We start from the raw sequence: 26,902 nt of genomic DNA, 5'->3' as shown, positions 1-26,902 counted from the left end.
GTGGTCTTGAAAAGTGGTCAGCGTTCGTGCAGCGGCGGCCGGTTTCGGGCCGCCACTCACGGCGCTGGGTATCGTGTGTCAGCCCAAAGGCCGGCTGTGGGGGAACAGCAGGTCGATGAAACGCTCTGCGGTGGGCTGCGGCTCATGGTTGGCCAGCCCGGCCCGTTCGTTGGCCTCGATGATCACGTAGTCCGGCTGGGCGGCATCGCGCACCATGAAATCCAGGCCGACCACGGGAATCTCCAACGCCCGGGCAGCCTTGACGGCCGCCTCTGCAAGCACGGGGTGCAGCGTTGCCGTCACATCCTCCAGGGTACCGCCCGTGTGCAGGTTGGCGGTGCGACGCACCGCCAGCTGCTGGCCGGCAGGCAGAACGTGGTCATAGCCATAGCCTGCCGCTACGAGCGTGCGTTCGGTTTCATCGTCCAGCGGAATGCGGCTTTCACCACCGGTTGCGGCCTGGCGCCGGCGGCTCTGGGCTTCGATCAATGCGCGGATGCTGTGCGTGCCATCGCCGGTTACCTGCGCCGGGTGGCGAATGGCGGCTGCAACCACCTCGTAACCGATCACCAGAATGCGCAGGTCGTGGCCAGCGTGGAAGCTTTCCAGCAGCACGCGGCTGTCGAACTGGCGCGCCTGCTCGACGGCGTGGGCGATGTCTTCGAAGGTGGTGAGGTTGACCGCTACCCCCTGGCCTTGCTCGCCATCTACCGGCTTTACCACCACCGCGCCGTGTTCTTCGAGAAACGCGAGGTTTTCATCGGCGTTACCGGCCAACTGCTGCGCCGGCACTTGCAAGCCTGCGTTACCCAGCGCCCGTTGAGTCAGGCGCTTGTCTTGGCACAGGGTCATGGTCACGGCGCTGGTCAGGTCGCTGAGCGATTCCCGGCAGCGGATGCGCCGGCCACCCAGGCTCAAGGTGAATAGGCCCGACGCCGCGTCATCGACCTGCACCTCCACACCCCGGCGCAGCGCCTCGTCGACGATGATGCGCGCATAGGGGTTGAGGTCGGCTTGCGGGCCAGGGCCCAGAAACAGCCGCTCGTTGATGCCATTCTTGCGCTTGACGGCGAAGGTGGGCAGGTTGCGAAACCCCAGCTTTTCGTACAGGCGCTTGGCCTGGCGGTTGTCGTGCAGCACCGACAGGTCCAGGTAGGCCAGGCCCCGGCTCATGAAGTGTTCGATCAGGTGACGCACCAGCACTTCACCCACCCCGGGGCGGGTGCAGTGGGGGTCGACGGCCAGGCACCACAGGCTGCTGCCGTTTTCCGGGTCGTCGAAGGCCTTGGCGTGGTTCAGGCCCATCACGCTGCCAATGATTGCGCCGCTGTCTTCGTCTTCGGCCAGCCAGTACACCGGGCCGCCCAGGTGGCGGGGGGTGAGCAGTTCAGGGTCGACGGGCAGCATGCCGCGGGCCTGGTACAGGGTATTGATGGCCTGCCAGTCGCCGTCATTCTGCGCCCGGCGCACGCGAAAGCCGCGGAACACCCGTTGCGCCGGGCGGTAGTCGGTAAACCACAGGCGCAGGGTGTCGGAAGGGTCAAGAAACAGCTGCTGCGGGGCATGGGCCAGCACCTGCTGGGGGGCTGCCACGTACAGCGCAATATCACGCTCGCCACGGCATTCGCCCAACAGATCTTCTGCGAGCTTGGCCGGGTCGGCGTAGGTGTGGCCGATCAGTAGCCGGCCCCAGCCGCAGTGCAGGGCACGGGGCTGGTGTTGAGGCTCGCTGCCATCGCCCGCCAGGCGTGCCTGCAGGCGCTCGTACGAGGGCGCCTGGCCGCGCAGCAGGCGCTGGCCATAGGCAGTTTCGTGGGCTTTCATGGGTCAGAGTCCTTGTTCGGTCAGCCACAGGTTCAGCGCGGCCAGCTGCCAGAGCTTGGAGCCGCGTAACGGGGTCAGCTGGCCGTGGGGGTTGCTTAGCAAACGGTCGATCATGGCCGGGTTGAACAACCCCCGGTCCTGGCTGGGGTCGGTGAGCAATTCACGTACCCAACCCAGCGTGGCGCCTTCCAGGTGCTTCAGGCCAGGCACGGGGAAGTAGCCTTTCTTGCGGTCGATCACCTCGTGAGGGATCACACGGCGGGCCGCCTGCTTGAGCACATGCTTGCCGCCATCGGGCAGCTTGAAACGCCCGGGAATGCGGGCCGACAGCTCTGCCAGGCGGTAGTCCAGGAACGGGGTGCGCGCCTCCAGCCCCCAGGCCATGGTCATGTTGTCCACCCGCTTGACCGGGTCGTCCACCAGCATCACGGTGCTGTCCAGGCGCAGGGCCTTGTCCACGGCAGCGCTGGCACCGGGGCGGGCAAAATGCTCACGCACGAAGTCACCGGCCGCGTCGTTGTCCAACTGCCAGGGCGCCTGCACCGTGTCACGGTACTCGGCATGGCTGCGGTCGAAGAACGCCTCGCGGTAAGCCGTGAACGCGTCATCGGCGCCATCCACCTTGGGGTACCAGTGGTAGCCGGCAAACAGCTCATCGGCGCCCTGGCCGCTTTGCACGCCCTTGCAGTGTTTTGCCACTTCCCGGGACAACAGGTAGAACGCGATGCAGTCATGGCTGACCATCGGCTCGCTCATGGCGCGGAAGGCCGCTGGCAGCTGGTCGATGATTTCGTGTTCGGCAATGCGCAACTGGTGGTGGCGGGTGCCATAGTGCTTGGCGATCAGGTCGGAATACTGGAACTCGTCACCGCGCTCGCCACCGGCATCTTCGAAGCCGATAGAGAAGGTAGACAAATCCTCCACGCCCACTTCACGCAGCAAGCCCACCAGCAGGCTGGAGTCTACGCCGCCAGACAGCAGCACACCGACGTCCACCGCAGCGCGCTGGCGGATGGCCACGGCATCGCGGGTCGCGTCCAGCACGCGGGTGGTCCAGCCTTCCAGGTCCAGGTCACGCTCGTCGGGGTTGGGGCCGTACTGCAGTTGCCACCAGGTCTGGCGTTCTACCTCACCGTGGCGGTCGACGCGCATCCAGGTCCCTGGCTCCAGCTTCTGTACGTTGGCCAGCAACGTGCGCGGTGCCGGTACCACGGCATGGAAGTTCAGGTAGTGGTTGAGGGCGACCGGGTCGAGCATCGGGTCGATATCGCCACCTTTGAGCAGCGCCGGCAGGGTAGAGGCAAAACGCAGGCGCTCGCCGTTACGCGACAGGTACAGGGGTTTCACACCCAGGCGGTCACGGGCCAGGAACAGCCGCTGGTTGTCGCGCTCCCAGATGGCCAGGGCGAACATGCCGTTGAGTTTTGGCAGCAGGGCCGCGCCCCAGGCGTGGTAGCCCTTGAGCAACACCTCGGTGTCGCCGTCGGACCAGAAGCTGTAGCCCAGGTCCAGCAGCTCCTGGCGCAGCTCCGGGAAGTTGTAGATGGCGCCGTTGAAAGCCAAGGACAGGCCCAGGGTGTTGTCCACCATCGGCTGGGCAGAGCCGTCGGACAAGTCCATGATTTTCAGGCGACGGTGGCCAAGGGCAATCGGCCCCTGGCTATGAAAGCCCCACGCATCCGGGCCGCGTGGCGCCAGGTGATGGGTGATGCGCTCTACAGCAGCCAGGTCGGCTGGGCGAGGGGCTTGGCCGAGGGGGGTGAAACGCAGTTCTCCAGCTAATCCGCACATAAGTCCTTACCGGTTTTTCCGTTGGGGAGGGGGTGCCCCGGATTAGGGCACCTTCTGGAACTGACCCATGTGCCTTATGAGAGTTTTAGAACGATCGGTTATAAGGGTTGGTGCGTAGGTAGGCGTGTAACCCACAGTTTGGTCATTTACCGCGGATCAATTTGCGCAGCGCAAAGCGGTTTGGGTGGCAGGCTTCGGCCACTGTTCGCGGTAATGGCAGTGGCTCCCCGCACACCCAGGCGGCGACCAGTTCGCCGCTCAAGGGTGCGGTTATCAGCCCGCGAGATCCGTGGCCGCTATTCACGTACAGGCCGTTCAGCCAGGGGCAGGGCACTTGGGGCTGCTGCCGGGCATCGCGTGCCAGCACGGCATAGGCGTCGGCGAAAGAATCGGGGTCGGCCAGGGGGCCGACGATCGGCAGGTAATCGGCGCTGGTGCAGCGGAAGGCCGCGCGCCCCTTTAGTTGCGCTGCATCCAGGGTATGGGCGCCCAGCCGCTCGGCCAGGTCGGTGGAGATCTCGTCCAGCAGCTTCAGGTTACCCTGGTGTTCTTCCAGGGTAGGTGCCACGTCCTGGCTGTGGAAATCGAAACTGGCGCCCAAGGTGTGTTCATCACCGCGTGGCGGCGCTACATAGCCTTCTGCACACAGCACCGTGCCAAGTGCACGGCTGGTTGGCGTGGCCGGCAGCCGGGTAACCTGGCCGCGAATGCGCTTGAGCGGCAGGCCTGCACAGGGCGCGAAGTGGCGTACGTCCGCGGCACCTGCCAATACCACCACCGGCGCGCTTGCCAGCAACCCCTCACCGCCCCAGGCCTGCCACAGCCCATCGACCTTGCGCAGCTCGGCCACCTCCTGGTGGATGATGGTGCGGATGCGCGGGTGTTGCAGCTGCTGCCTGCATAACGCCGGCGGGTGCACCCAGCCGCCTTCAGGGTAGAACAAGCCGCCTGCCGGCAGCGTTACCCCGGCAATGGCCTGGGCCTGGTCTTGCGAGAGTGGTTGCAGCAGGCCCGTGTCGAAGGCAGCCGCCAGTTTGCGCTGGCGCTCGGCCTCCTGGGCGTCGAATGCCAGTTGCAGCACCCCGCAGGCGTCCCAATCCTGGCCGCGCTGCAGGTGCTCCAGTTGGCGGCGGGTGTAGCCGAAACCGGCCACGATCATCTGTGAAAGTGCGGTGCCGTGGGCCGACAGCTTGAGGTACAACACCCCTTGCGGGTTGCCCGAGGCCTCCTGCGCAGGTGCGGCATGGCGCTCCAGCACCGTGACGTGCCAGCCGCGCCGGGCCAGGCTGGCCGCCGTGCTGCTGCCCGCCAGCCCGGCGCCAATCACCAGCGCCTGCCTGGGGCCCGGGGCAGGGGCCGGGCGGCGGTACCAAGGTGCCGTGCTGTCGGCCTCCGGCCCTACATAGGCGCCACTCATCACCTCCCACTTCTTGCCAATGCCGGGCACTTTCTTCATGGCAAACCCGGCCTCCACCAGGCTGCGCCGAACCCACCCGGTGGTGGTGAAGGTGCCCAGCACCGTGCCGGGGTGTGAAAGCCGGGCCAACTGGGCGAACAGCTCAGGCGTCCACATGTCGGGGTTCTTGGCCGGGGCGAAACCGTCCAGGAACCACACATCGACCTGGGCATCGAGCTGCGGCAGTTGTTCAAGCACATCCCCCACCAGCAAGGTGAGGGTCACCCGGCCTTCAGCGAAGGTGAACTGCTGGTAACCCGGGTGTACGGCCACGTACTGCGCCAGCAGCGGCTCGCCAAAGGCTGCCAGTTCTGGCCACAGCCTGACCGCGCGGGCCATGTCGTGGTGGCTGAGCGGGTACTTTTCGACACTGACGAAGTGCAGGCGGGCGCCTGCCGTGGCGTGCTGTTCGAACAACTGCCAGGCGCAATAGAAGTTCATGCCGGTGCCAAAGCCGGTTTCGCCGATTACCAGGCACTCATGGGCGGCCAAGGCAGTGAAACGTTCAGCCAGGCGCGTTTGTCCGAGAAACACGTGTCGCGTTTCATCAATGCCTTCGTTAACGGCAAAGTACACATCGTCGTACTGCCGCGAATGCGGGCGGCCCTGGTCATCCCAGTCAATCTGGGCGTGCTGAAGGAGGGTAGTTCCGGTCATGTCTGGTTGAGCGGCAAGCTGCAAGAGAAGCGCAGATGTTCGCATGACCAAGCTTTTCTTGCAGCTAACCCCCGCAGCTTGCAGCTCACAACTTGCAGCTTGCCGCTTACCCGTTGCAGCTTGCCGCTGACCTTCTGCCGCTTGATTTCCGCTAATCTTGGTTATCCATCAAAGGAGCCCATGCATGTTCGAATCCGCCGAAATCGGCCACAGTATCGACAAGGAAACGTACGACGCCGAGGTGCCCGCCTTGCGCGAGGCCCTGCTCGAAGCCCAGTACGAACTCAAGCAGCAGGCGCGCTTCCCGGTCATCGTGCTGATCAATGGCGTGGAGGGCGCCGGCAAGGGCGAGACGGTCAAGCTGCTGAACGAGTGGATGGACCCGCGCATGATCGATGTGCTCACCTTCGACCAGCAAACCGACGAAGAGCTGGCGCGGCCACCGGCCTGGCGCTACTGGCGGGCATTGCCACCCAAGGGGCGCATGGGGGTGTTTTTCGGCAACTGGTACAGCCAGATGCTGCAGGGCCGTGTGCATGGGGTGTTCAAGGACGCCGTGCTGGACCAGGCCATCACCGGCGCCGAGCACCTGGAGCAGATGCTGTGCGATGAAGGCGCGCTGATCATCAAGTTCTGGTTCCACCTGTCCAAGAAGCAGATGAAGGCGCGGTTGAAATCCCTGAAGGACGACCCGTTGCACAGCTGGAAGATCAGCCCGCTGGACTGGCAGCAGTCGCACACCTATGACCGCTTCGTGCGGTTTGGCGAGCGTGTGCTGCGCCGCACCAGCCGCGACTACGCGCCATGGCACATCGTCGAGGGCGTAGACCCCCACTACCGCAGCCTGGCGGTGGGGCGCATTCTGCTCGAAAGCCTGCAGGCCGCCCTGGCCAACAACCCCAAGGGCAAGCACCAGGGCAACGTTGCGCCCTTGGGCCGCAGCATCGATGAGCGCAGCTTGCTGGGCGCCCTGGACCTGACCCTGCGCCTGGACAAAGCGGACTACCAGGAGCAGCTGGTGACCGAGCAGGCGCGCCTGGCCGGCCTGCTGCGCGACAAGCGCATGCGCCGACACGCGCTGGTAGCCGCCTTCGAGGGCAACGATGCCGCCGGCAAGGGCGGCGCCATCCGCCGCCTGGCAGCCGCGCTGGACCCGCGCCAATACCGTATCGTACCCATCGCCGCACCCACTGAAGAAGAGCGCGCCCAGCCATACCTGTGGCGCTTCTGGCGGCACATCCCGGCCCGGGGCAAGTTCACCATCTTCGACCGCTCCTGGTACGGCCGGGTGCTGGTCGAGCGGGTGGAAGGCTTCTGCAGCCCGGCCGACTGGATGCGTGCCTACAGCGAGATCAACGACTTCGAAGAGCAGTTGGTGAATGCCGGCGTGGTGGTGGTGAAGTTCTGGCTGGCAATCGACCCCCAGACGCAGCTGGAGCGCTTCGAGGAACGTGAACAGACCCCGTTCAAGCGCTACAAGATCACCGAGGACGACTGGCGCAACCGTGACAAGTGGGACGATTACAGCCAGGCCGTGGGCGACATGGTGGACCGCACCAGCAGCGAGATCGCGCCCTGGACGCTGATCGAGGCCAACGACAAGCGCTGGGCCCGGGTGAAGGTGCTGCGCACCGTCAATGAAGCGCTCGAAGCCGCGTTCGCCAAGCACAAGAAATAGCTCGCTGCTCGCTCTCACAGGGTGTTGGTCCAGCCCACACCCCCTGTAGGAGCGGCTTCAGCCGCGAACACCGGCGCAGCCGGTGCCATACCGACAGTGCGCTGCCTGCCTGGCGGGCACCGCACATCATGCCGCCACAGAATGACCAGATGAATTCTTTTCTCGACGCACGCCGCCGTAGCGGCCCGCCAAGCCCTTAGAATCCCCATACCCGTACCACGGACATCATCGAGGACACCATGCATATCACTTCCGGCCGCTGGGGCTATGGCCTGTTCCTGGCGCTGCTGACCGCGTTGCTGTGGGGCATCTTGCCCATCAAGCTCAAGCAGGTGCTGCAAGTGATGGACCCGCTGACCGTGACCTGGTACCGCCTGCTGGTCTCCGGTGGCCTGCTGTGCGCGTGGCTGTCGGCCCGCCGCCGCCTGCCATCGCTCGGCAAGCTCAGCCGCAAAGGCCGGGGGCTGGTGGTGGTGGCGGTATTCGGGTTGATGGGCAACTACGTGCTGTACCTGATCGGGCTGAAACTGCTGAGCCCAGGCACGGCGCAACTGGTGGTGCAGCTTGGGCCGGTGCTGCTGCTGGTGGCCAGCGTGTTCGTGTTCCGCGAGCGTTTCAGCCTGGGGCAGGGCATGGGGCTGCTGATTCTGCTGGCGGGTTTCGGGTTGTTCTTCAACCAGCGGCTCGATGAACTGCTGACGTCGCTGGGCACCTACACCACCGGTGTACTTACCATCGTGCTGGCTACCAGCATCTGGGTGTTCTATGCGTTGAGCCAGAAGCAGCTGCTTGCAACCTGGAACTCACAGCAGGTGATGATGGTGATCTACCTCAGTTGCGCTGCATTGCTCACGCCCTGGGTTCACCCGCTGGAGGCCCTGCAGTTGAGCCCGGTGCAGGGCTGGTTGCTGCTGGCCTGTTGCCTTAACACGCTGGTGGCCTACGGCGCGTTTGCCGAAGCACTGGCCCATTGGGAGGCATCGCGGGTGAGTGCCACCCTGGCCCTCACCCCGCTGGTCACCTTCGTTGCCGTGGCAGTTGCGGCGTTGTTATGGCCTGCGTACGTGCAGGCCGAAGACATCAACGCCCTCGGTTACATAGGTGCGGTGGTGGTGGTGCTGGGCTCGGCCCTGGTCGCGCTGGGCCCTTCGCTGGTCGCGGGCTGGCGGGCCCGCAGGCTGGCCCCCCACCACCCCCGCTAGGCGTGTCAGCCCCGGCCCCCCGGTGCCAGCATGTTTTCTGGCCTTACCCACTGGTCGAACTGCTCGTTGGTCAGGTACTTGAGCTCCAGCGCCGCTTCTCGCAGGGTCTTGCCCTCGTTGTAGGCCTTCTTGGCGATTTCTGCAGCCTTGTCGTAGCCAATGTGCGGGTTGAGCGCCGTGACCAGCATCAAGCCCCGCTCCAGGTGCGCAGCCATCTGCTCGGCATCTGGCTCGATACCGGCCACACAATGCTGCTGGAAGTTGCGACAGCCATCGGCCAGCAACTCGATCGACTGCAGCAGGTTGTGGATGATCACCGGCTTGAACACATTCAACTGCAGGTGGCCCTGGCTGGCGGCAAAACCGATGGTGGCGTCGTTGCCCAGCACCTGGCAGGCCAGCATTGACAGGGCCTCGCACTGGGTCGGGTTGACCTTGCCGGGCATGATCGAACTGCCCGGCTCGTTGGCCGGCAGGCGCACTTCTGCCAGCCCCGCCCGTGGGCCAGAACCCAGCAGGCGCAGGTCGTTGGCGATTTTCATCAGTGCCACTGCCAGGGTTTTCAGGCTGCCGGCCAGGCTGGTCAGCGGCTCGTGCCCGGCCAGGGCGGCGAACTTGTTCGGCGCGGTCACGAACGGCAACCCGGACAGCGCAGCCAGTTCGGCGGCAATGGCTTCGGCGAACCCGTGCGGTGCGTTCAACCCCGTGCCCACCGCCGTGCCGCCCTGGGCCAGTTCATAAACCGCTGGCAGGGTGGCACGGATGGCGCGTTGGGCATAATCGAGCTGGGCAACGAACGCCGACACTTCCTGGCCGAAGGTAATGGGGGTGGCGTCCATCATGTGCGTGCGGCCGGTCTTCACCAGCTGGTGGTGGCGCGCTGAAAGCTCCGCCAGCCCCGAAGACAGCTCGGCCACGGCCGGCAGCAGCTTGTCGTGCACCGCCTGGGCCGCTGCAATGTGCATGGCCGTCGGGAAGCAGTCGTTGGAGCTTTGCGAGCGGTTGACGTGATCGTTGGGGTGCACCGGCGCCTTGCCGCCGCGGCCCTGGCCCGCCAGCTCGTTGGCACGCCCGGCAATCACCTCGTTCACGTTCATGTTGCTCTGGGTGCCGCTGCCGGTCTGCCACACCACCAGCGGGAACTGATCATCGTGCTCCCCGCCCAGCACTTCGTCGGCCGCCTGCTCGATCAGGCGCGCGATATCACCGGGCAGGTCGCCATTGCGATCATTCACCCGCGCGGCCGCTTTCTTGACCAGTGCCAGGGCGTGCAGCACTGCCAGCGGCATGCGCTCCTGGCCAATGGCGAAGTTGATCAGCGAGCGTTGGGTCTGGGCGCCCCAGTAGGCGTCCTCAGGAACTTCGACCGGGCCCAGGCTGTCTGTCTCGATACGGCTCATGCTGCATTCACTCCCTTGTCAGTCAGAATCAGCAGTTTAGGCCCTCATGCGACCGGGCGGTTCAATCGTCTGTCGTGCCCCTTGAGCAGCGTGCCGTCACGGGCGCAGAATGCTCTACTCTGAGGTACCGCCTCCCCCTCCTGAAGGAAATGCAATGACCCGTCTTCGTGTCCTCTGTGCTGCCGTTGCCCTGGCCTGTGCCAGCGGCCAGGTACTTGCCGCCACTGCCAGCCACAACGCGGCTGCCGAGAAGTTCCTGACCCTGGCCAATGCCGACAAGCTCGGTACCCCGGTGTACATGCAGGTACAGCAGATGTTCGCCCAGCGCTTCGCCCAGACCAAGGCACCGGCTGCCAAGCAACCGGTACTGGAAAGCTACCAGGCCAAGGCCAACGCCGCGCTCAACAGCGCCATCGGCTGGAACAAGCTCAAGCCTAAAATGGTTGACCTGTACACCAAGACCTTCACCGAGCAAGAGCTGAAAGACCTGGTCAAGTTCTACGAATCGCCACTGGGCAAGAAAGTGCTGCGTGAAATGCCCAAGGTCACCCAGGAGTCGGCCCAGCTGACCCAGCAGAGCCTGGAGCCTGCGGTGCCGGTGGTGAACAAGCTGCTTGAAGACATGACCAAGGAGCTGGACCCGAACTTCGGCAAGGCAGCCGCCCCAGCCAAGAAGTGAGCCGTACGCGATGAGCATGCAACAGCGTATCGAACAGCAGTTGGCCGCCCTGGCGCCGCAGCACCTGCAGGTGCTGGATGAAAGCCACATGCACAGCCGTGGCCAGCAGACGCACTACAAGGCCGTGATCGTCAGCGAGCAGTTCGCTGGCCTGAACAGCGTCAAGCGCCACCAGAAGGTGTACGCCACCATGGGTGAGCTGATGGGCCAGATTCATGCCCTGGCCATTCATACCTACACCGGCGAAGAGTGGGCCAAGGTCGGCGCTGCGCCGGCTTCGCCCGTGTGCGCCGGCGGCGGGCACTGAAACCCTGAAGGGATTCTGGTAGAATCCGCTTCATCCCCACAGGGGCCGCTCAGCGGCCCCTTTTACATTGTGTAACCCGGTCCGCCCCTTACGAGGGCAACCACCTGGAGAACCTGCTTCATGTCACAACCGATCGTCGTCGCGGCGCTGTACAAGTTCGTCACCCTGCAGGACTACGTCGAACTGCGCGAACCGCTGCTCAAGACCATGCTCGACAACGACGTCAAAGGCACCTTGCTGCTGGCCAACGAAGGCATCAATGGCACCGTGTCCGGCACCCGCCAGGGCATCGACGGCCTGCTGGCCTGGCTGCGCAACGACCCGCGGCTGGTGGATGTCGACCATAAAGAGTCGTACTGCGACGAACAGCCGTTCTACCGCACCAAGGTCAAGCTCAAGAAAGAGATCGTCACCCTCGGCGTGCCGGGCGTAGACCCCAACCAGGCGGTGGGCACCTATGTGGAGCCCAAGGACTGGAACGCCCTGATCAGCGACCCGGAAGTGCTGCTGATCGACACCCGCAACGACTATGAAGTGGCCATTGGCACCTTCAAGGGCGCCGTCGACCCCAAGACCGAAACCTTCCGCGAGTTCCCCGAGTACATCAAGGCCAACTTCGACCCCGCCAGGCACAAGAAGGTGGCCATGTTCTGCACCGGTGGCATCCGTTGCGAAAAAGCCTCCAGCTACATGCTCGGTGAAGGCTTCGAGGCGGTCTATCATCTGAAAGGCGGCATCCTGAAGTACTTCGAGGAAGTGCCCCAGGAACAGAGCCTGTGGGACGGCGACTGCTTCGTGTTCGACAACCGGGTCACGGTGCGCCACGACCTGAGCGAAGGCGACTACGACCAGTGCCACGCCTGCCGGCACCCGATCAACGCCCAGGAGCGCGAGTCCGAGCATTATTCGCCAGGTATCAGCTGCCCACACTGCTGGGACACCCTGAGCGAGAAGACCCGGCGCAGCGCCATCGATCGGCAGAAGCAGATCGAACTGGCCAAGGCCCGCAACCTGCCGCACCCGATTGGTTACAACTACAAAGCCGAGGCCTGAGGCATGTCTGCACGCCTGATCTACGTGATGGACCCGATGTGCTCCTGGTGCTGGGGCTTTGCACCCGTTGCCGCGGCGCTGATCACCCAGGCGCAGCAGGCCGGCGTGCCCACCCACCTGGTACCTGGGGGGTTGCGTACCGGTGGCAGCGCGCTGGACACCTCAACGCGCAAGTACATCCTGGAGCATTGGCAGGCCGTGGCCGACGCTACCGGGCAGCCGTTCCGTTTCGAAGGCGCCATGCCAGATGGCTTCGTCTACGACACAGAACCTGCCTGCCGCGCCCTGGTTACCGCCCGCGAACTGGAGGCCGAGCGTGTGTGGCCACTGCTGGCGTCCATCCAGCAGGCGTTCTACCAGCAGGGTGTAGACGTGACCACGGCCCCGCAACTGGTCGAGTTGGCCGAGCAGGCCGGCTTCGACCGCGCGGTGTTCGCCGAGGCCTTCGCCCGTGCCGATACCCGCAGCGCCACGGCCGCCGATTTCACCTGGGCGCAGGACCTGGGCATTGCGGGCTTTCCCACCTTGCTCGCCGAGCGCAATGGCCAGCTGGCCTTGCTGACCAACGGCTACCAGCCACTGGAGCGCCTGCAGCCTCTGCTCGGCCGCTGGCTGCAGCAGGCCGCCAGTGCTTGATATGCCCGGGTCGCCCGACCCGGTGCCGGGTAAACCCCAGGCCGTGGCTGACCGGTTGAGCTGGGCAGAGATTCGCCGCCTGGCCCTGCACCACAAAAAGCAGCTCTGGTCTGCCAACCTGATCGCGGTGCTGGCGGCTTGCTGCAGCGTGCCCATCCCGTTGCTGCTGCCGCTGCTGGTGGATGAAGTGCTGCTGGGCCATGGCGATGCCGCGCTGAAGTGGATGAACCAGCTGCTGCCCCAGGGCTGGCAGGTGGCCGCGGGCTATATCGGCCTGATGCTGGTGCTTACCCTGTGCCTGCGCCTGTGTGCCCTGGCATTCAATGTGGTTCAGGCCAAACTGTTCGCCGGGCTGGCCAAGGACATCGTCTACCGGTTGCGCATTCGGCTCATCGAGCGCCTGAAGCGTATTTCGCTGAAGGAGTACGAAAGCCTGGGCAGTGGCACGGTCACCACCCACCTGGTCACCGACCTGGACACCCTCGACAAGTTCGTGGGCGAAACCCTCAGCCGCTTCTTGGTCGCCATGCTCACCCTCACCGGCACAGCGGCCATTCTTATCTGGATGCACTGGCAGCTGGCGTTGCTGATTCTGCTGTTCAACCCGCTGGTCATCTACTTCACCGTGCAGTTGGGCAAGCGCGTGAAGCACCTCAAGAAGCTGGAAAACGACAGCACGGCCCGTTTTACCCAAGCCCTTACCGAAACCCTCGATGCCATCCAGGAAATCCGTGCCGGCAACCGCCAGGGTTACTTCCTCGGGCGCCTAGGCGTGCGCGCCCGCGAAGTGCGTGATTACGCGGTGGAATCCCAGTGGAAGAGTGATGCCAGTGGCCGCGCCAGTGGGTTGTTGTTCCAGTTCGGCATCGACATCTTCCGTGCGGCCGCCATGCTCACCGTGCTGTTTTCGGACCTGTCCATCGGCCAGATGCTGGCGGTGTTCAGCTACCTGTGGTTCATGATTGGCCCTGTGGAGCAGCTGCTCAACCTGCAATACGCCTACTACGCCGCAGGTGGCGCCCTGAACCGCCTCAACGAGCTGCTGGCACGCGCCGACGAGCCCCAGTACCCCGGCGCCAGCAACCCCTTCGCCGGCCACGCCACGGTAGGCATCGAGGTGCGCGACCTGAGCTTCGCCTACGGTGATGAGCCGGTACTGGAGCACCTCGACCTGGCCATTGCCCCCGGTGAAAAAGTGGCGATCGTCGGCGCCAGTGGCGGCGGCAAGAGCACCCTGGTGCAGCTGCTGCTGGGGCTGTACAGCGCCCAGGCCGGCAGCATCCGTTTTGGCGGTGCCACCTTGCAGGAGATTGGCCTGGACACCCTGCGCGAGCATGTCGCGGTGGTGCTGCAGCACCCGTCGCTGTTCAACGACACCGTACGCGCCAACCTGACCATGGGCCGCGACTGCACCGATGACGCCTGCTGGCAGGCCCTGGCCATTGCCCAGCTCGACAGCACCATCGCCGCCTTGCCCCAGGGCCTGGACAGCGTGGTGGGGCGGTCCGGGGTGCGGCTGTCCGGTGGGCAGCGCCAGCGGCTGGCCATCGCCCGCATGGTGCTGGCCGACCCCAAGGTGGTGATCCTCGACGAGGCCACCTCGGCGTTGGACGCCGCCACCGAGTACAACCTGCACCAGGCGCTGGCACGGTTTTTAACCGGTCGCACCACCCTGATCATCGCCCACCGCCTGTCGGCTGTTAAGCAGGCTGACCGTGTGCTGGTGTTCGATGGCGGGCGTGTGGCAGAGGACGGCGACCACCAGCAACTGATCGCCGAGGGCGGCTTGTACGCCAAGCTGTACGGGCACTTGCAGCAGCGCTAGGTGCAACACGCCGGTCACTGCTGAAATTTCCATCGCGTTACTGGCAAATGGCCTACGCTGTGCTTTGTCTGGGTCGATTCTCGCCTTATCAGCTCGGTGACAGGGAATCCATGAAGGGACATCGCACTCAAGAGGCGCCCAAGCTGCTCGGCATCACCTGGCCCTTCATCGCCGTGGTGGTGTTCCAGGTTGCCCTGGGCAGCCTCAGCCTGTACACGCTTTCAGCCGTGCGTGCCTACGTCGCGGGGGAGAGCCTATGGTCCAAGGCTCAGAAAGACGCCATCTACTACCTCAACCTGTACGCAGATACGCGCGACGAGGACACATACCAGCGCTACCGCCAGGCCATCATCGTGCCCCAGGGCGACCACCGCGTGCGCAAGGTGCTGGACAGACCGGACCCTGACCTGCAGGCCGCCCGCGAGGCCGTGCTGCAGGGCGGCAACCACCTGGACGACGTTGAGCGCATCATCTGGTTCTACCGCCATTTCCGCGGCATCAGCTACATGCAGACGGCGGTGAACTACTGGGACATGGGTGACGACTACCTGGCCAAGCTGGACGTGCTGGCGGGCGAGATGCACCAGCGCTTCGCCAATGGGCCGGTGGCTGAGGCCACGGTAGAAGCCTGGAAGGGGCGTATCGCCATCATCAACGAAGGTGTCACCCCCGCCGCCAAGGCGTTCAGCGATGCCTTGGGCGAGGGCTCGCGGGTACTGCTGAGGGTGCTGCTGATTACCAACCTAGTAACCGCGCTTATCCTCATTACCATCGCCTGGCGCCGCTCAAGCAAGCTGCTGGCCCAGCGCCAGGCGTTCGCCAGCGCGTTGCAGGAAGAAAAAGAGCGCGCGCAAATCACCCTGCAAGCCATTGGCGACGCGGTGATCACCACCGATGTGGAAGGCTGTATCGGCTACATGAACCCTGCGGCCGAGCAGCTCACCCACTGGCAAGCTGCCCAGGCCCTGGGCTTGCCGCTGTCGGCGCTATTCACCCTGGTGGACGAGCACGACATGGACGAAGGCCGCAGCCTGGTGGACCAGGTGCTCAGTGGCAGCCTCAAGGGCGGTGCCGAACATGCGCGGCTGATTCAGCGGCTGGACGGCAGCACTGTGTCGATCAACCTGGTGGGCTCGTCCATCGTCAACGAAGGGCAGGTCAGCGGCATTGTGCTGGTGCTGCACGACATGACGCAGGAGCGCCAGTACATCGCCAACCTGTCCTGGCAGGCCACCCACGATGCCCTCACGGGCCTGGCCAACCGGCGTGAATTCGAATACCGCCTGGAGCAGGCGCTCAATGCCCTGGCGCGCCAGCCGGGCCGGCATTCGCTGATGTTCCTGGACCTGGACCAGTTCAAGCTGGTGAACGATACCTGCGGGCATGCGGCGGGCGACGAATTGCTGCGGCACATCTGCGCGGTGCTGCAATCGGGCCTGCGCGAAGGCGACACCCTGGCGCGGCTGGGGGGCGACGAGTTTGGCGTGCTGCTGGAAAACTGCCCGCCCGAGCAGGCCGAGCGCATTGCCGAACAACTGCGCCAGATGGTGCAGAGCCTGCACTTCGTGTGGAAGGGCAGGCCGTTCGTGACCACGGTAAGCGTAGGGCTGGTGCACATCGCCCAGGCGCCCGGCACCCTGGAAACGTCGCTGCGTGCGGCCGACATGGCCTGCTACATGGCCAAGGAAAAGGGCCGTAACCGTGTGCAGGTGTACCATGCCGACGACAGCGAGCTGTCTATCCGTTTCGGCGAAATGGCCTAGATCCAGCGCTTGCACGTGGCCCTGGAAGAAAACCGCTTTTGCCTGTACGCCCAGGAAATCGCGCCGCTCAAAGCCTTCGACGGCCCTGGCCATATCGAGATTCTGTTGCGCCTGCACGACGAAAGCGGGCGCACCATTCTGCCCAACAGCTTTATCCCAGCCGCCGAACGCTACGGGCTGATCACCGCACTGGACCGCTGGGTGGTGCGCAACGTGTTCATGATCATCCGCCAGTGCCTAGACGCCGGCCACAAAGGGCCACTGGCCACCTGTGCCATCAACCTGTCGGGCTCGAGCATCGGTGATGACAAGTTCCTGGAGTACCTGCAACGCCTGTTCGTGGATTACGCCATTCCGCCGCGCATGATCTGCTTCGAGATCACTGAGACCAGCGCCATCGCCAACCTGGGCAGCGCGATCCGCTTCATCAATGAACTCAAGGGCCTGGGTTGCCGGTTTTCCCTCGATGACTTCTGCGCCGGCATGTCATCGTTTGCCTACCTCAAGCATTTGCCCGTAGATTTCCTCAAGATCGACGGCAGTTTCGTCAAGGACATGCTCGACGACCCGGTCAACCGGGCCATGGTCGAGGTCATCAACCACATCGGCCACGTGATGGGTAAACGTACCATCGCCGAATTTGTCGAGACCCCGTTGATCGAGCAGGCCCTGCAGGAAATTGGTGTGGATTACGCCCAGGGCTACCTGATAGAACGCCCGCAGGTGTTCACCTGTGACAGTTTGCACCGCCAGCGGGTGGCCGACCGGCCCCTGTTGCAGCGGGCGCCTGGCACGTTTCGCTAGCTAGAAATCACAAGGATCAAGGAGCAGAAAGTGATTGATGCATTCGTCCGTATCGGGCCATTGATGGACCCGGCCAGCTACCCCACGTGGGCCCAGCAACTGATCGAGGATTGCAGCGAGAGCAAGCGCCGTGTGGTGGAGCACGAGCTGTATGCGCGCCTGCGCGACGGCACCCTCAAGCAGTCCACCATTCGCCAGTACCTGATTGGCGGCTGGCCGGTGGTGGAGCAGTTCTCGCTGTACATGGCGCACAACCTCACCAAGACCCGCTACGGCCGCCATCAGGGCGAGGACATGGCGCGGCGCTGGCTGATGCGCAACATTCGCGTGGAACTGAACCACGCCGATTATTGGGTGAACTGGGCCCAGGCCCATGGCGTGAACCTGCACGACCTGCAGGCCCAGGATGTACCGCCCGAACTCAACGGCCTGAACGACTGGTGCTGGCGGGTGTGCGCCACCGAGAACCTGGCGGTGTCGATGGCGGCCACCAACTATGCCATCGAAGGGGCGACCGGGGAGTGGTCGGCAGTGGTGTGCTCCACCGATACCTACGCCATGGGCTTCCCGGAAGACCAGCGCAAGCGCGCCATGAAGTGGCTGAAGATGCATGCCCAGTATGACGACACCCACCCGTGGGAGGCGCTGGAGATCATCTGCACCCTGGCGGGCGAGAACCCGAGCATGAGCCTGCGTACCGAGCTGCGCCGGGCGATCTGCAAGAGCTACGACTGCATGTTCCTGTTCTTGGAGCGCTGCATGCAGCTCGAGGGGCGCCAGCAAGGCCGGGTAAGCCCGGCGCTGGCTGCTGGCTGACCCCGGTTGCCGGGTGACTCAGGAGGCCGCCCGGCCTCTTGGGCTTACTGGGCGTTGAACGCCTGCCCATTCACGCCTTTGCTGTCTGGCCCCATCAGGTACAGGTACACCGGCATGATTTCTTCGGGCAGGGGGTTGTTCTGCGGGTTCTCGCTTGGGTAGGCCTGGGCACGCATGGCGGTGCGCGTGGCGCCCGGGTTGATGCTGTTGGCACGTACCGGTGCCACGCCTTCCAGTTCGTCGGCCAGGGTCTGCATCATGCCTTCGGTGGCGAACTTAGAGATCCCGTAGGCGCCCCAGTAGGCGCGGCCCTTGCGCCCCACGCTGCTGCTGGTGAACACCACCGAAGCGTCCTCGGACAGCTTCAGCAATGGCAGCAGGGTGCTGGTGAGCATGAAGGTGGCATCCACGTTCACATGCATCACGCGCATGAAGTTGTCACCCGACAACTGCTCCATGGGCGTGCGTGGGCCGATGATCGAGGCGTTGTTGAGCAGCCCGTCCAGGCGCCCGAACTGGTCTTCGATCATCACCGCCAGTTCGTCGTACTGGTGGGGCAGGGCGGTTTCCAGGTTGAACGGTATAACCACCGGCTGTGGGTGGCCAGCCGCTTCGATTTCATCGTACAGCGCGTTCAGGTTGGCTTCGGTCTTGCCCAGCAGCAGCACCGTAGCACCCAGCGCGGCGTAAGCCTTGGCAGCGGCAGCGCCGATACCACGGCCGGCGCCGGTTACCAGGATGACCCGGCCTTTGAGCAGATCCGCACGAGCGGCGTAGTCGAACATGTTTGAGTCCTTTAAATGCTTGAACACACCCTGTGAGCGGGCAACTGAACCTGTGGGAGCGGGTTTACCCGCGAAGCAGGCGGCGCGGTGCATGGCACCGGCTGCGCCGGTGTTCGCGGCTGAAGCCGCTCCTACAGGGCCCTGCTCGACAGGTTATGCGCAGTGCCACAATGTTCAGCAGCCACACAGCGCGCTGTCGATGACCTTGCGCAGGTCCAGCGGGTGGTCGACCACCACGTCGGCGCCCCAGTGGTTCGGGTTGTCATCCGGGTGAATGTAGCCAAAGCGTACCGCTGCAGTGCGGGTACCGGCGTCGCGGCCCGACTCGATGTCACGCAAGTCGTCCCCCACGAACAGCACGCTGGCCGGGTCCAGGTTCAGCGTCTTGCAGGCCAGTATCAGCGGCTCTGGGTCTGGTTTGCTGCGCGTCACGTGGTCTGGGCAGATCAGCAGTGCCGAGCGTTCGGCCAGGCCCAGGCGCTGCATGATGGGCTCGGCGAAACGCACCGGCTTGTTGGTGACCACCCCCCACAGCAGCTTGCCTTTCTCGATGTCCGCCAGCAGCTCGGCCATGCCATCGAACAACCGGGTGTGCACGGCGCAGTCGCGCTGGTAACGCTCCAGGAACTCCAGGCGCAGGGCTTCGAAGCCCTCGGCCTCCGGGTCCATGGCAAAGGTGGCGGCGACCATGGCCCGGGCGCCGCCAGAGATCACCCCGCGGATCAGGGCGTCGTCCACCGGCGGCAGGCCACGGTCGGCGAGCATGGCCTGGCAGATGGCGATGAAGTCCGGCGCCGTGTCCAGCAAGGTGCCGTCCATGTCGAACAGTACAGCTCGCAGGCGCATGCTCATTCCTCGCGCAGGGTCTGGATCATGTAGTTGACGTCAACGTCGCTGCTGAGCTTGTAGTGCTTGGTCAGCGGGTTGTAGGTCAGGCCGATGATGTCCTTCACTTCAAGGCCGGCAACGCGGCTCCAGGCGCCAAGCTCCGACGGGCGGATGAATTTCTTGAAGTCGTGGGTGCCGCGCGGCAGCATCTTGAGGATGTACTCGGCGCCGACAATGGCCAGCAGGTACGCCTTGGGGTTGCGGTTGATGGTGGAGAAGAACACTTGGCCGCCAGGCTTGACCATGCGGTAGCAGGCGCGGATGACCGAGGACGGGTCGGGCACATGCTCGAGCATCTCCAGGCAGGTGACCACATCGAATGCGCCGGGCATTTCTTCGGCCAGGGCTTCGGCGGTGATCTGCCGGTATTCCACCTGCACGCCGGACTCCAGCTGGTGCAGCCGGGCGACGGCCAGGGGCGCTTCGCCCATGTCGATGCCGGTGACCGTGGCGCCGCGCTGGGCCATGGCTTCGCTGAGGATGCCGCCGCCGCAGCCCACGTCCAGCACCTTCTTGCCGGCCAGGCTGGCGCGCTCGTCGATCCAGTTGACCCGCAGCGGGTTGATTTCGTGCAGCGGCTTGAACTCGCTCTCACGGTCCCACCAGCGGTGGGCCAGCGCTTCGAACTTGGCAATTTCGGCGCGGTCGACGTTGCTCATTGAACAGTCCTCTGGAACTTGGGTGTCAGCTTCAAGCGGCAAGCCGGCAACTGCGGGCCAGGGCCAGCCTGGGTATGGCGGGCAGTGGTTGCAGCGCATGGCCTGGAGCTTGCGCTCGAAAAGGCCGAAGTATACCCGAGCGCTTGGCCACCAGGCTCGCTATAATCGCCGGCTTTTGATGGGCGAACCACGGGGAGAGGTGATGCGCGAGCGACTTTTGGCGGCGGAGAAGGTGACCGGGATCCGCTGGCAGGGCGGCGTCCTGCACCTGCTCGACCAGCGCCTGCTGCCCTCGAAAGAACAATGGCTGGCCTGCGACAATGTTGCGCAGGTGGCAGCGGCCATCCGCGACATGGCGGTGCGCGGTGCATCGGCGATCGGCATCGTGGCCGCCTACGGGCTGGTATTGGCCGTGGAAGAGCGGCTGGCCGAGGGCGGCGACTGGGAAACGGACCTGGAAGAAGACTTCCTGGTGCTGGCCGAGGCGCGCCCCACGGCGGCCAACCTGTTCTGGGCGCTGAACCGCATGCGCGAGCGCCTGCAGCGTCTGCGCCCCGCCGAAGACGTGCTGGCCGCCGTTGAAGCTGAAGCGCGCCTGATTCACGAGAGTGACCGCGAGGCCAACCTGACCATGGCCCAGTACGGCACCGAGCTGATCCGCCGCCACCAGGGCAATGCCCAGACCCTGCTCACCTACGGCAATGCCGGCGCCCTCGCCAGCGGTGGCTTCGGCACCGCCCTGGGGGTGATCCGCGCCGGTTACCTGGAGGGCATGGTGGAGCGGGTGTACGCCGGTGAAACCCGGCCGTGGCTGCAGGGCTCGCGGCTGACGGCGTGGGAGCTGGCCAACGAAGGGCTGCCGGTGACCCTGTGTGCCGATTCCGCCCTGGCCCACCTGATGAAGACCAAGGGCATCACCTGGGTGGTGGTGGGCGCAGACTGCATCGCTGCCAACGGCGATGTGGCCAGCAAGATCGGCACCTATCAACTGGCGGTCAATGCCATGCATCACGGCGTGCGCTTCATGGTGGTGGCGCCGAGCACCAGCATCGACCTCAACCTGGCCACCGGCGAAGACATTCCGCTGGAAGAGCGCGAGGCCGGTGAGCTGCTGGATTACGCCGGTACCCGGGTTGCGCCGGATGTCGAGGTGTTCAACCCGGTGTTCGACGTGACCCCGGCAGACCTGATCGACGTGATCGTGACCGAACGGGGCATCATCGAGCGCCCGGACACCGCCAAGCTGGCGCAACTGATGTGTCGCAAGCGGTTGCACTGATTCGGCCCTAAGCAACTGCAGCGCTCGAACTCTCCGGCGCTGCACATTCACCGGCAAGCCCCCGGTGCACATCTCCCCACTACCCCCGCCATTGTGGTAACATCCGGCAGTTTCCAAGCCCGCCCATACCGGCGGTCTTCACTGCGCAGATCCATGGCACAACTCGTTGATTTGTCGTAAGTCGTCGCATGCTGATGCGCTGCGGCGGCGAGCTTCGTTCGGCCCTTGATGGAGCTGCGAAGTTTCACCAGAAAAAGGAATCAGGCTTCTCATGGGCGAACTGGCCAAAGAAATCCTCCCGGTCAATATCGAAGACGAACTGAGACAGTCTTACCTCGACTACGCGATGAGCGTGATTGTCGGGCGAGCGCTGCCCGATGCGCGTGACGGCTTGAAGCCCGTGCATCGTCGCGTTCTCTTTGCGATGAGCGAACTGGGCAACGACTGGAACAAGCCGTACAAGAAATCCGCCCGCGTGGTCGGTGACGTGATCGGTAAGTACCACCCGCACGGCGACACTGCGGTCTACGACACCATCGTGCGTATGGCCCAGCCGTTCTCGCTGCGCTACCTGCTGGTCGACGGCCAGGGCAACTTCGGTTCCGTGGACGGCGACAACGCCGCTGCCATGCGATACACCGAAGTGCGTATGGCCAAGCTGGCCCACGAGCTGCTGGCCGACCTGCACAAAGAAACCGTCGACTGGGTGCCCAACTACGACGGCACCGAGCAGATCCCGGCGGTGATGCCCACCCGTATCCCCAACCTGCTGGTCAACGGTTCCAGCGGTATCGCCGTGGGCATGGCCACCAACATTCCGCCGCATAACCTGGGCGAGGTCATCGACGGCTGCCTGGCGCTCATCGACAACCCCGAAGTCACCATCGATGAGCTGATGCAGCACATTCCGGGCCCGGACTTCCCAACGGCCGGCCTGATCAACGGCCGCCAGGGCATCATCGAGGCCTACCGTACCGGCCGTGGTCGCATCTACATGCGCGCCCGCTCCGAAATCGAAGACATCGACAAGGTAGGCGGCCGCCAGCAGATCGTCGTGACCGAACTGCCTTACCAGCTCAACAAGGCCCGCCTGATCGAGAAAATCGCCGAGCTGGTCAAAGAGAAAAAGATCGAAGGCATCACCGAGCTGCGCGACGAGTCCGACAAGGACGGCATGCGCATCGTCATCGAGCTGCGTCGCGGCGAGGTGCCGGAGGTGGTGCTCAACAACCTGTATTCGCAAACCCAGCTGCAGAGCGTGTTCGGCATCAACGTGGTGGCGCTGGTCGACGGCCGCCCGCGCTTGCTCAACCTCAAGGACCTGCTCGAAGCCTTCGTGCGCCACCGCCGTGAGGTGGTCACCCGCCGCACCGTGTTCGAGCTGCGCAAGGCCCGCGAGCGCGGCCATATCCTTGAAGGCCAGGCGGTTGCGCTGTCCAACATCGACCCGGTCATTGCCCTGATCAAGGCCTCGCCAACGCCGTCCGAAGCCAAGGAAGCGCTGATTTCCACGCCATGGGAATCCAGTGCCGTGCAGGTGATGGTCGAGCGCGCCGGTGCCGATTCCTGCCGCCCCGAAGACCTGCCAGAGCAATTTGGCCTGCGCGACGGCAAGTACTACCTTTCGCCAGAACAGGCCCAGGCCATCCTGGACCTGCGCCTGCACCGCCTGACTGGCCTCGAGCACGAGAAGCTGCTGGCCGAGTACCAGGAAATCCTGGAGCAGATCGGCGAGCTGATCCGTATCCTCAGCAGCGCTGAGCGCCTGATGGAAGTGATCCGCGAAGAACTCGAAGCGATCCGCGCCGAATATGGCGATGCCCGCCGTACCGAGATCCTGAACGCCAGCCACGACCTCAACTACGGCGACATGATCCCGGAAGAAGAGCGCGTAGTGACCATCTCCCACGGTGGCTATGCCAAGACCCAGCCGTTGTCCGCCTACCAAGCCCAGCGCCGCGGCGGCAAGGGCAAGTCGGCCACCGGCGTGAAGGACGAGGACTACATCGAGCACCTGTTGGTGGCCAACAGCCACGCCACCCTGCTGTTGTTCTCCAGCAAGGGCAAGGTGTACTGGAAGAAAACCTACGAAATCCCCGAAGCCTCGCGTGCTGCCCGTGGTCGCCCGCTGGTCAACCTGCTGCCGCTGGAAGAAGGTGAGCGCATCACCGCCATGCTGCAGATCGACCTGGAGGCCCTGCAGCAGAGCGCCGGTGCCGACGAAGAGCTGGAGGACGCGGATGACACCGTGCTCGAAGGTGAAGTGGTCGAGGTGGAGGAAGCCGACGAAGAAGACGGCGATACCCCTGAGTGGGCAGCCGAACCTACTGGCGCCTACATCTTCATGGCCACCGCGTCGGGCACCGTGAAGAAGACCCCGCTGGTGCAGTTCGCCCGTCCGCGTAGCAACGGCCTGATTGCCCTGAAGCTGAAAGAAGGCGACACCCTGATTGCGGCGGCCATCACCGACGGCGCCAAGGAAGTGATGATGTTCTCCGATGCGGGCAAGGTGATCCGCTTCGCCGAGAGCGTGGTGCGCGAAATGGGCCGTACCGCCCGTGGCGTGCGCGGCATGAAGCTGGGCAAGGGCCAGGAGATCATCTCCATGCTCATTCCAGAGTCCGGTGCGCAGATCCTCACGGCCTCCGAGCGTGGCTTCGGCAAGCGTACCCCGCTGTCCAAGTTCCCGCGTCGCGGCCGTGGTGGCCAGGGCGTCATTGCCATGGGCACCAAGGGGCGCAACGGCTTGCTGATCGGCGCCATTCAGGTGCAGGAAGGCGAGGAGATCATGCTGATTTCCGACCAGGGCACGCTGGTGCGTACCCGGGTGGGCGAAGTGTCCAGCCTTAGCCGCAACACCCAGGGCGTCACCCTGATCAAGCTGGCCAGCGACGAGACGCTGGTAGGCCTGGAGCGTATCCAGGAGCCGTCCGCTGAAGAGCTTGATGATGTGATCGAGTTGGACGAGGAGGGTGTCGAGGCCCAGGCGCCCGACAATGACGACGCTGCGGACGCCGAAGAGGCACCGCAGGACTAAGCAGGCGTTACACCCGAACGGGGCGACCAAGGTCGCCCCGTTTGACTGTGTAGGAGCGAGCGTAGCTCGCGATGTGGGCACCTCGGTTCCTGCAAGTTAAGTACTGACCGATCAAGATTTTGTTCTATTTGGCAGAGCGAGAGTGGATGTGAGCAAACGAGCCTTTAACTTCTGCGCGGGCCCTGCCGCGCTTCCGGATGCCGTGCTGCAGCGCGCCCAGGCAGAAATGCTGGACTGGCGTGGCAAGGGCCTGTCGGTGATGGAAATGAGCCACCGCAGCGACGACTATGTGGCCATCGCCGAGAAGGCCGAACAGGACCTGCGTGACCTGCTGTCCATCCCCTCGAATTACAAGGTGCTGTTCCTGCAGGGCGGCGCCAGCCAGCAGTTTGCCGAAATCCCGCTGAACCTGCTGCCTGAAAACGGCACCGCCGACTACATCGAAACCGGCATCTGGTCGAAAAAGGCCATCGAAGAAGCGCGCCGCTTCGGTCATGTCAACGTGGCCGCCAGTGCCAAGCCCTACGACTACTTGGCCATCCCCGGCCAGAACGAGTGGAACCTCACCCCGAACGCTGCCTACGTGCACTATGCGTCCAACGAGACCATTGGCGGGCTGGAGTTCGACTGGGTGCCGCAGACCGGTGATGTGCCGCTGGTGGTGGACATGTCTTCCGACATCCTCTCGCGCCCCATCGATGTGTCGCAGTTCGGCCTGATTTACGCCGGCGCCCAGAAGAACATCGGCCCCAGCGGCCTGGTGGTGGTCATCGTGCGTGAAGACCTGCTGGGCCATGCCCGCAGCAGCTGCCCGACCATGCTCAACTACAAGGTGTCGGCCGACAACGGCTCCATGTACAACACCCCGGCCACCTATTCCTGGTACCTCTCGGGCCTGGTGTTCGAGTGGCTGAAAGAGCAGGGCGGTGTCGATGCCATGGAGCAGCGCAACCGGGCCAAGAAAGACCGCCTGTACGGCTTTATCGATGCCAGCGAGTTCTACACCAACCCGATCAGCCACAACGCCCGTTCGTGGATGAACGTGCCGTTCCGCCTGGCGGACGAGCGCCTGGACAAAGCCTTCCTGGCCGGTGCCGACGCCCGCGGCCTGCTCAACCTCAAGGGCCACCGCTCGGTGGGCGGCATGCGCGCCTCCATCTACAACGCCCTGGGCCTGGACGCCGTCGAAGCCCTGGTGGCCTACATGGCCGAATTCGAGAAGGAGCACGGCTGATGTCCGAGCATGAACTCACCGCCCTGCGGGTGCGCATCGACAGCCTCGACGAGAAAATCCTCGAGCTGATCAGTGAGCGCGCCCGTTGCGCCCAGGAAGTGGCCAAGGTCAAGACGGCCTCGCTGCCCGAGGGTGAAAAACCGGTGTTCTACCGCCCTGAGCGCGAAGCTGCCGTGCTCAAGCGGGTGATGGAGCGCAACCAGGGCCCACTGGGCAATGAAGAGATGGCGCGGTTGTTCCGCGAAATCATGTCCTCGTGCCTGGCCTTGGAAGAGCCGCTGAAAATCGCCTACCTGGGCCCGGAAGGCACCTTCACCCAGGCCGCTGCCATGAAGCATTTCGGCCATGCTGTGATCAGCCGGCCAATGGCAGCCATCGACGAAGTGTTCCGTGAGGTGGCCGCTGGCGCCGTCAACTTCGGCGTGGTGCCCGTGGAAAACTCCACCGAAGGGGCTGTCAGCCATACCCTGGACAGCTTCCTTGAGCACGACATGGTGATCTGCGGTGAGGTGGAGCTGCGTATCCACCACCACCTGCTGGTGGGCGAGAGCACCAAGACCGGCAGCATCACCCGCATCTACTCCCACGCCCAGTCCCTGGCCCAGTGCCGCAAGTGGCTGGACGCGCACTACCCGAATGTGGAACGTGTGGCGGTGTCGAGCAACGCCGAGGCGGCCAAGCGCGTCAAGGGCGAATGGAATTCTGCGGCAATTGCCGGCGACATGGCGGCCAACCTGTATGGCCTGACCCGCCTGGCCGAGAAAATCGAGGACCGCCCCGATAACTCCACGCGCTTCCTGATGATCGGCAGCCAGGAAGTGCCGCCGACCGGCGACGACAAGACCTCGATCATCGTTTCGATGAGCAACAAGCCAGGAGCCCTGCACGAGCTGCTGGTGCCTTTCCATCAGAACGGCATCGACCTGACCCGCATCGAAACCCGCCCGTCGCGCAGCGGCAAGTGGACGTATGTGTTCTTCATCGACTTCGTCGGCCACCACCGCGACCCGCTGATCAAGGCCGTGCTCGAGCAGATCAGCCAGGAAGCCGTGGCACTGAAGGTGCTGGGTTCGTATCCAAAGGCGGTGCTTTGACCCAGAACCGCCGCCTGTAGCCGCTCGCGATCGGG

At 64.4% G+C, this 26,902-nt stretch carries 19 protein-coding genes and 1 pseudogene; 13 read left to right on the top strand and 7 right to left on the bottom strand.

Translation table 11 applies throughout. The features are described from left to right. Positions 1-78 precede the first annotated feature (78 nt). From ngg to mnmC, 3 genes are all read right to left on the bottom strand, one after another. Positions 79-1,824 carry an N-acetylglutaminylglutamine synthetase gene (gene ngg, locus PPA02S_RS11240; RefSeq protein WP_028634682.1) on the bottom strand — a complete coding sequence of 582 codons (1,746 nt, stop codon included), beginning with the start codon at positions 1,822-1,824 and terminating at the stop codon, positions 79-81. Positions 1,825-1,827: 3 nt separating this feature from the next. After that, the gene (locus PPA02S_RS11235) at positions 1,828-3,615 is read right to left on the bottom strand and encodes an N-acetylglutaminylglutamine amidotransferase (protein WP_028634683.1); all 1,788 of its coding nucleotides are present in this window, start codon (positions 3,613-3,615) and stop codon (positions 1,828-1,830) included. Between the two features lie 142 nt (positions 3,616-3,757). After that, positions 3,758-5,728 carry a bifunctional tRNA (5-methylaminomethyl-2-thiouridine)(34)-methyltransferase MnmC2/FAD-dependent 5-carboxymethylaminomethyl-2-thiouridine(34) oxidoreductase MnmC1 gene (gene mnmC, locus PPA02S_RS11230; protein ID WP_028634684.1) on the bottom strand — a complete coding sequence of 657 codons (1,971 nt, stop codon included), beginning with the start codon at positions 5,726-5,728 and terminating at the stop codon, positions 3,758-3,760. Between the two features lie 184 nt (positions 5,729-5,912). On the opposite strand from mnmC, the gene pap reads away from it, so the two are divergent. Next, the gene (gene pap / locus PPA02S_RS11225) at positions 5,913-7,406 is read left to right on the top strand and encodes a polyphosphate:AMP phosphotransferase (RefSeq protein ID WP_028634685.1); all 1,494 of its coding nucleotides are present in this window, start codon (positions 5,913-5,915) and stop codon (positions 7,404-7,406) included. A gap of 239 nt (positions 7,407-7,645) precedes the next feature. After that, positions 7,646-8,608: a DMT family transporter gene (locus tag PPA02S_RS11220; protein WP_028634686.1), complete on the top strand. Its 963-nt coding sequence runs from the start codon at positions 7,646-7,648 to the stop codon at positions 8,606-8,608. A 5-nt stretch (positions 8,609-8,613) separates the two neighbouring features. On the opposite strand, the gene PPA02S_RS11215 is transcribed toward PPA02S_RS11220, so the two are convergent. Continuing rightward, positions 8,614-10,008 carry a class II fumarate hydratase gene (locus PPA02S_RS11215; RefSeq protein WP_028634687.1) on the bottom strand — a complete coding sequence of 465 codons (1,395 nt, stop codon included), beginning with the start codon at positions 10,006-10,008 and terminating at the stop codon, positions 8,614-8,616. Between the two features lie 154 nt (positions 10,009-10,162). On the opposite strand from PPA02S_RS11215, the gene PPA02S_RS11210 reads away from it, so the two are divergent. The 7 genes and pseudogenes from PPA02S_RS11210 (at position 10,163) to PPA02S_RS11180 (ending at position 17,891) form a co-directional block, all read left to right on the top strand. Continuing rightward, a complete protein-coding gene (locus PPA02S_RS11210) occupies positions 10,163-10,687 on the top strand; it encodes a DUF2059 domain-containing protein (protein WP_028634688.1) in 525 nt (174 codons plus the stop codon). 10 nt (positions 10,688-10,697) lie between these two features. Next, positions 10,698-10,994, top strand: coding sequence for a BolA family protein (locus PPA02S_RS11205; protein WP_028634689.1), 297 nt, complete (start codon positions 10,698-10,700; stop codon positions 10,992-10,994). A 120-nt stretch (positions 10,995-11,114) separates the two neighbouring features. Then, complete coding sequence (gene trhO, locus PPA02S_RS11200) at positions 11,115-12,047, top strand: oxygen-dependent tRNA uridine(34) hydroxylase TrhO (protein WP_028634690.1); 933 nt, start codon at positions 11,115-11,117, stop codon at positions 12,045-12,047. A 3-nt stretch (positions 12,048-12,050) separates the two neighbouring features. Continuing rightward, on the top strand, positions 12,051-12,683 hold the full coding sequence (locus PPA02S_RS11195; RefSeq protein WP_028634691.1) for a DsbA family protein: 633 nt from the start codon (positions 12,051-12,053) through the stop codon (positions 12,681-12,683). Between the two features lies 1 nt (position 12,684). Beyond that, positions 12,685-14,508 carry an ABC transporter ATP-binding protein gene (locus PPA02S_RS11190; protein WP_161629592.1) on the top strand — a complete coding sequence of 608 codons (1,824 nt, stop codon included), beginning with the start codon at positions 12,685-12,687 and terminating at the stop codon, positions 14,506-14,508. Positions 14,509-14,618: 110 nt separating this feature from the next. Continuing rightward, positions 14,619-17,075: pseudogene (locus tag PPA02S_RS11185) on the top strand (EAL domain-containing protein). Between the two features lie 30 nt (positions 17,076-17,105). Continuing rightward, positions 17,106-17,891, top strand: coding sequence for an iron-containing redox enzyme family protein (locus PPA02S_RS11180; protein WP_028634693.1), 786 nt, complete (start codon positions 17,106-17,108; stop codon positions 17,889-17,891). Positions 17,892-17,935: 44 nt separating this feature from the next. Here PPA02S_RS11180 and PPA02S_RS11175 read toward each other — a convergent pair whose 3' ends face one another. The 3 genes from PPA02S_RS11175 to ubiG all read right to left on the bottom strand — a co-directional run bounded on the left by PPA02S_RS11175 (position 17,936) and on the right by ubiG (position 20,223). Further along, positions 17,936-18,676: a YciK family oxidoreductase gene (locus PPA02S_RS11175; RefSeq protein ID WP_028634694.1), complete on the bottom strand. Its 741-nt coding sequence runs from the start codon at positions 18,674-18,676 to the stop codon at positions 17,936-17,938. A gap of 174 nt (positions 18,677-18,850) precedes the next feature. Further along, positions 18,851-19,522, bottom strand: a complete 672-nt coding sequence (mupP, locus tag PPA02S_RS11170; protein WP_028634695.1) for an N-acetylmuramic acid 6-phosphate phosphatase MupP — start codon at positions 19,520-19,522, stop codon at positions 18,851-18,853. Positions 19,523-19,524: 2 nt separating this feature from the next. Next, on the bottom strand, positions 19,525-20,223 hold the full coding sequence (gene ubiG / locus PPA02S_RS11165; RefSeq protein ID WP_028634696.1) for a bifunctional 2-polyprenyl-6-hydroxyphenol methylase/3-demethylubiquinol 3-O-methyltransferase UbiG: 699 nt from the start codon (positions 20,221-20,223) through the stop codon (positions 19,525-19,527). 202 nt (positions 20,224-20,425) lie between these two features. On the opposite strand from ubiG, the gene mtnA reads away from it, so the two are divergent. From mtnA to pheA, 4 genes are all read left to right on the top strand, one after another. Next, positions 20,426-21,502, top strand: coding sequence for an S-methyl-5-thioribose-1-phosphate isomerase (gene mtnA / locus PPA02S_RS11160; RefSeq protein WP_028634697.1), 1,077 nt, complete (start codon positions 20,426-20,428; stop codon positions 21,500-21,502). A 271-nt stretch (positions 21,503-21,773) separates the two neighbouring features. Next, entirely contained in the window at positions 21,774-24,539 is a 2,766-nt protein-coding gene (gyrA, locus tag PPA02S_RS11155) for a DNA gyrase subunit A (protein WP_028634698.1), read from the top strand. 148 nt (positions 24,540-24,687) lie between these two features. Further along, positions 24,688-25,773 (top strand): 3-phosphoserine/phosphohydroxythreonine transaminase, encoded by a 1,086-nt coding sequence (gene serC / locus PPA02S_RS11150; RefSeq protein ID WP_028634699.1) that lies wholly within the window; start codon positions 24,688-24,690, stop codon positions 25,771-25,773. Next, positions 25,773-26,867: a prephenate dehydratase gene (gene pheA / locus PPA02S_RS11145; RefSeq protein WP_028634700.1), complete on the top strand. Its 1,095-nt coding sequence runs from the start codon at positions 25,773-25,775 to the stop codon at positions 26,865-26,867. The genes serC and pheA overlap by 1 nt, the downstream gene beginning before the upstream one ends. Positions 26,868-26,902: the final 35 nt, after the last annotated feature.

The organism is Pseudomonas parafulva NBRC 16636 = DSM 17004, assembly GCF_000730645.1.
GTDB classification, from domain to species: Bacteria; Pseudomonadota; Gammaproteobacteria; order Pseudomonadales; family Pseudomonadaceae; genus Aquipseudomonas; species Aquipseudomonas parafulva.
Note: the sequence above shows the minus strand (reverse complement) of the source record. Positions and strands in the feature narration are given on the sequence as shown.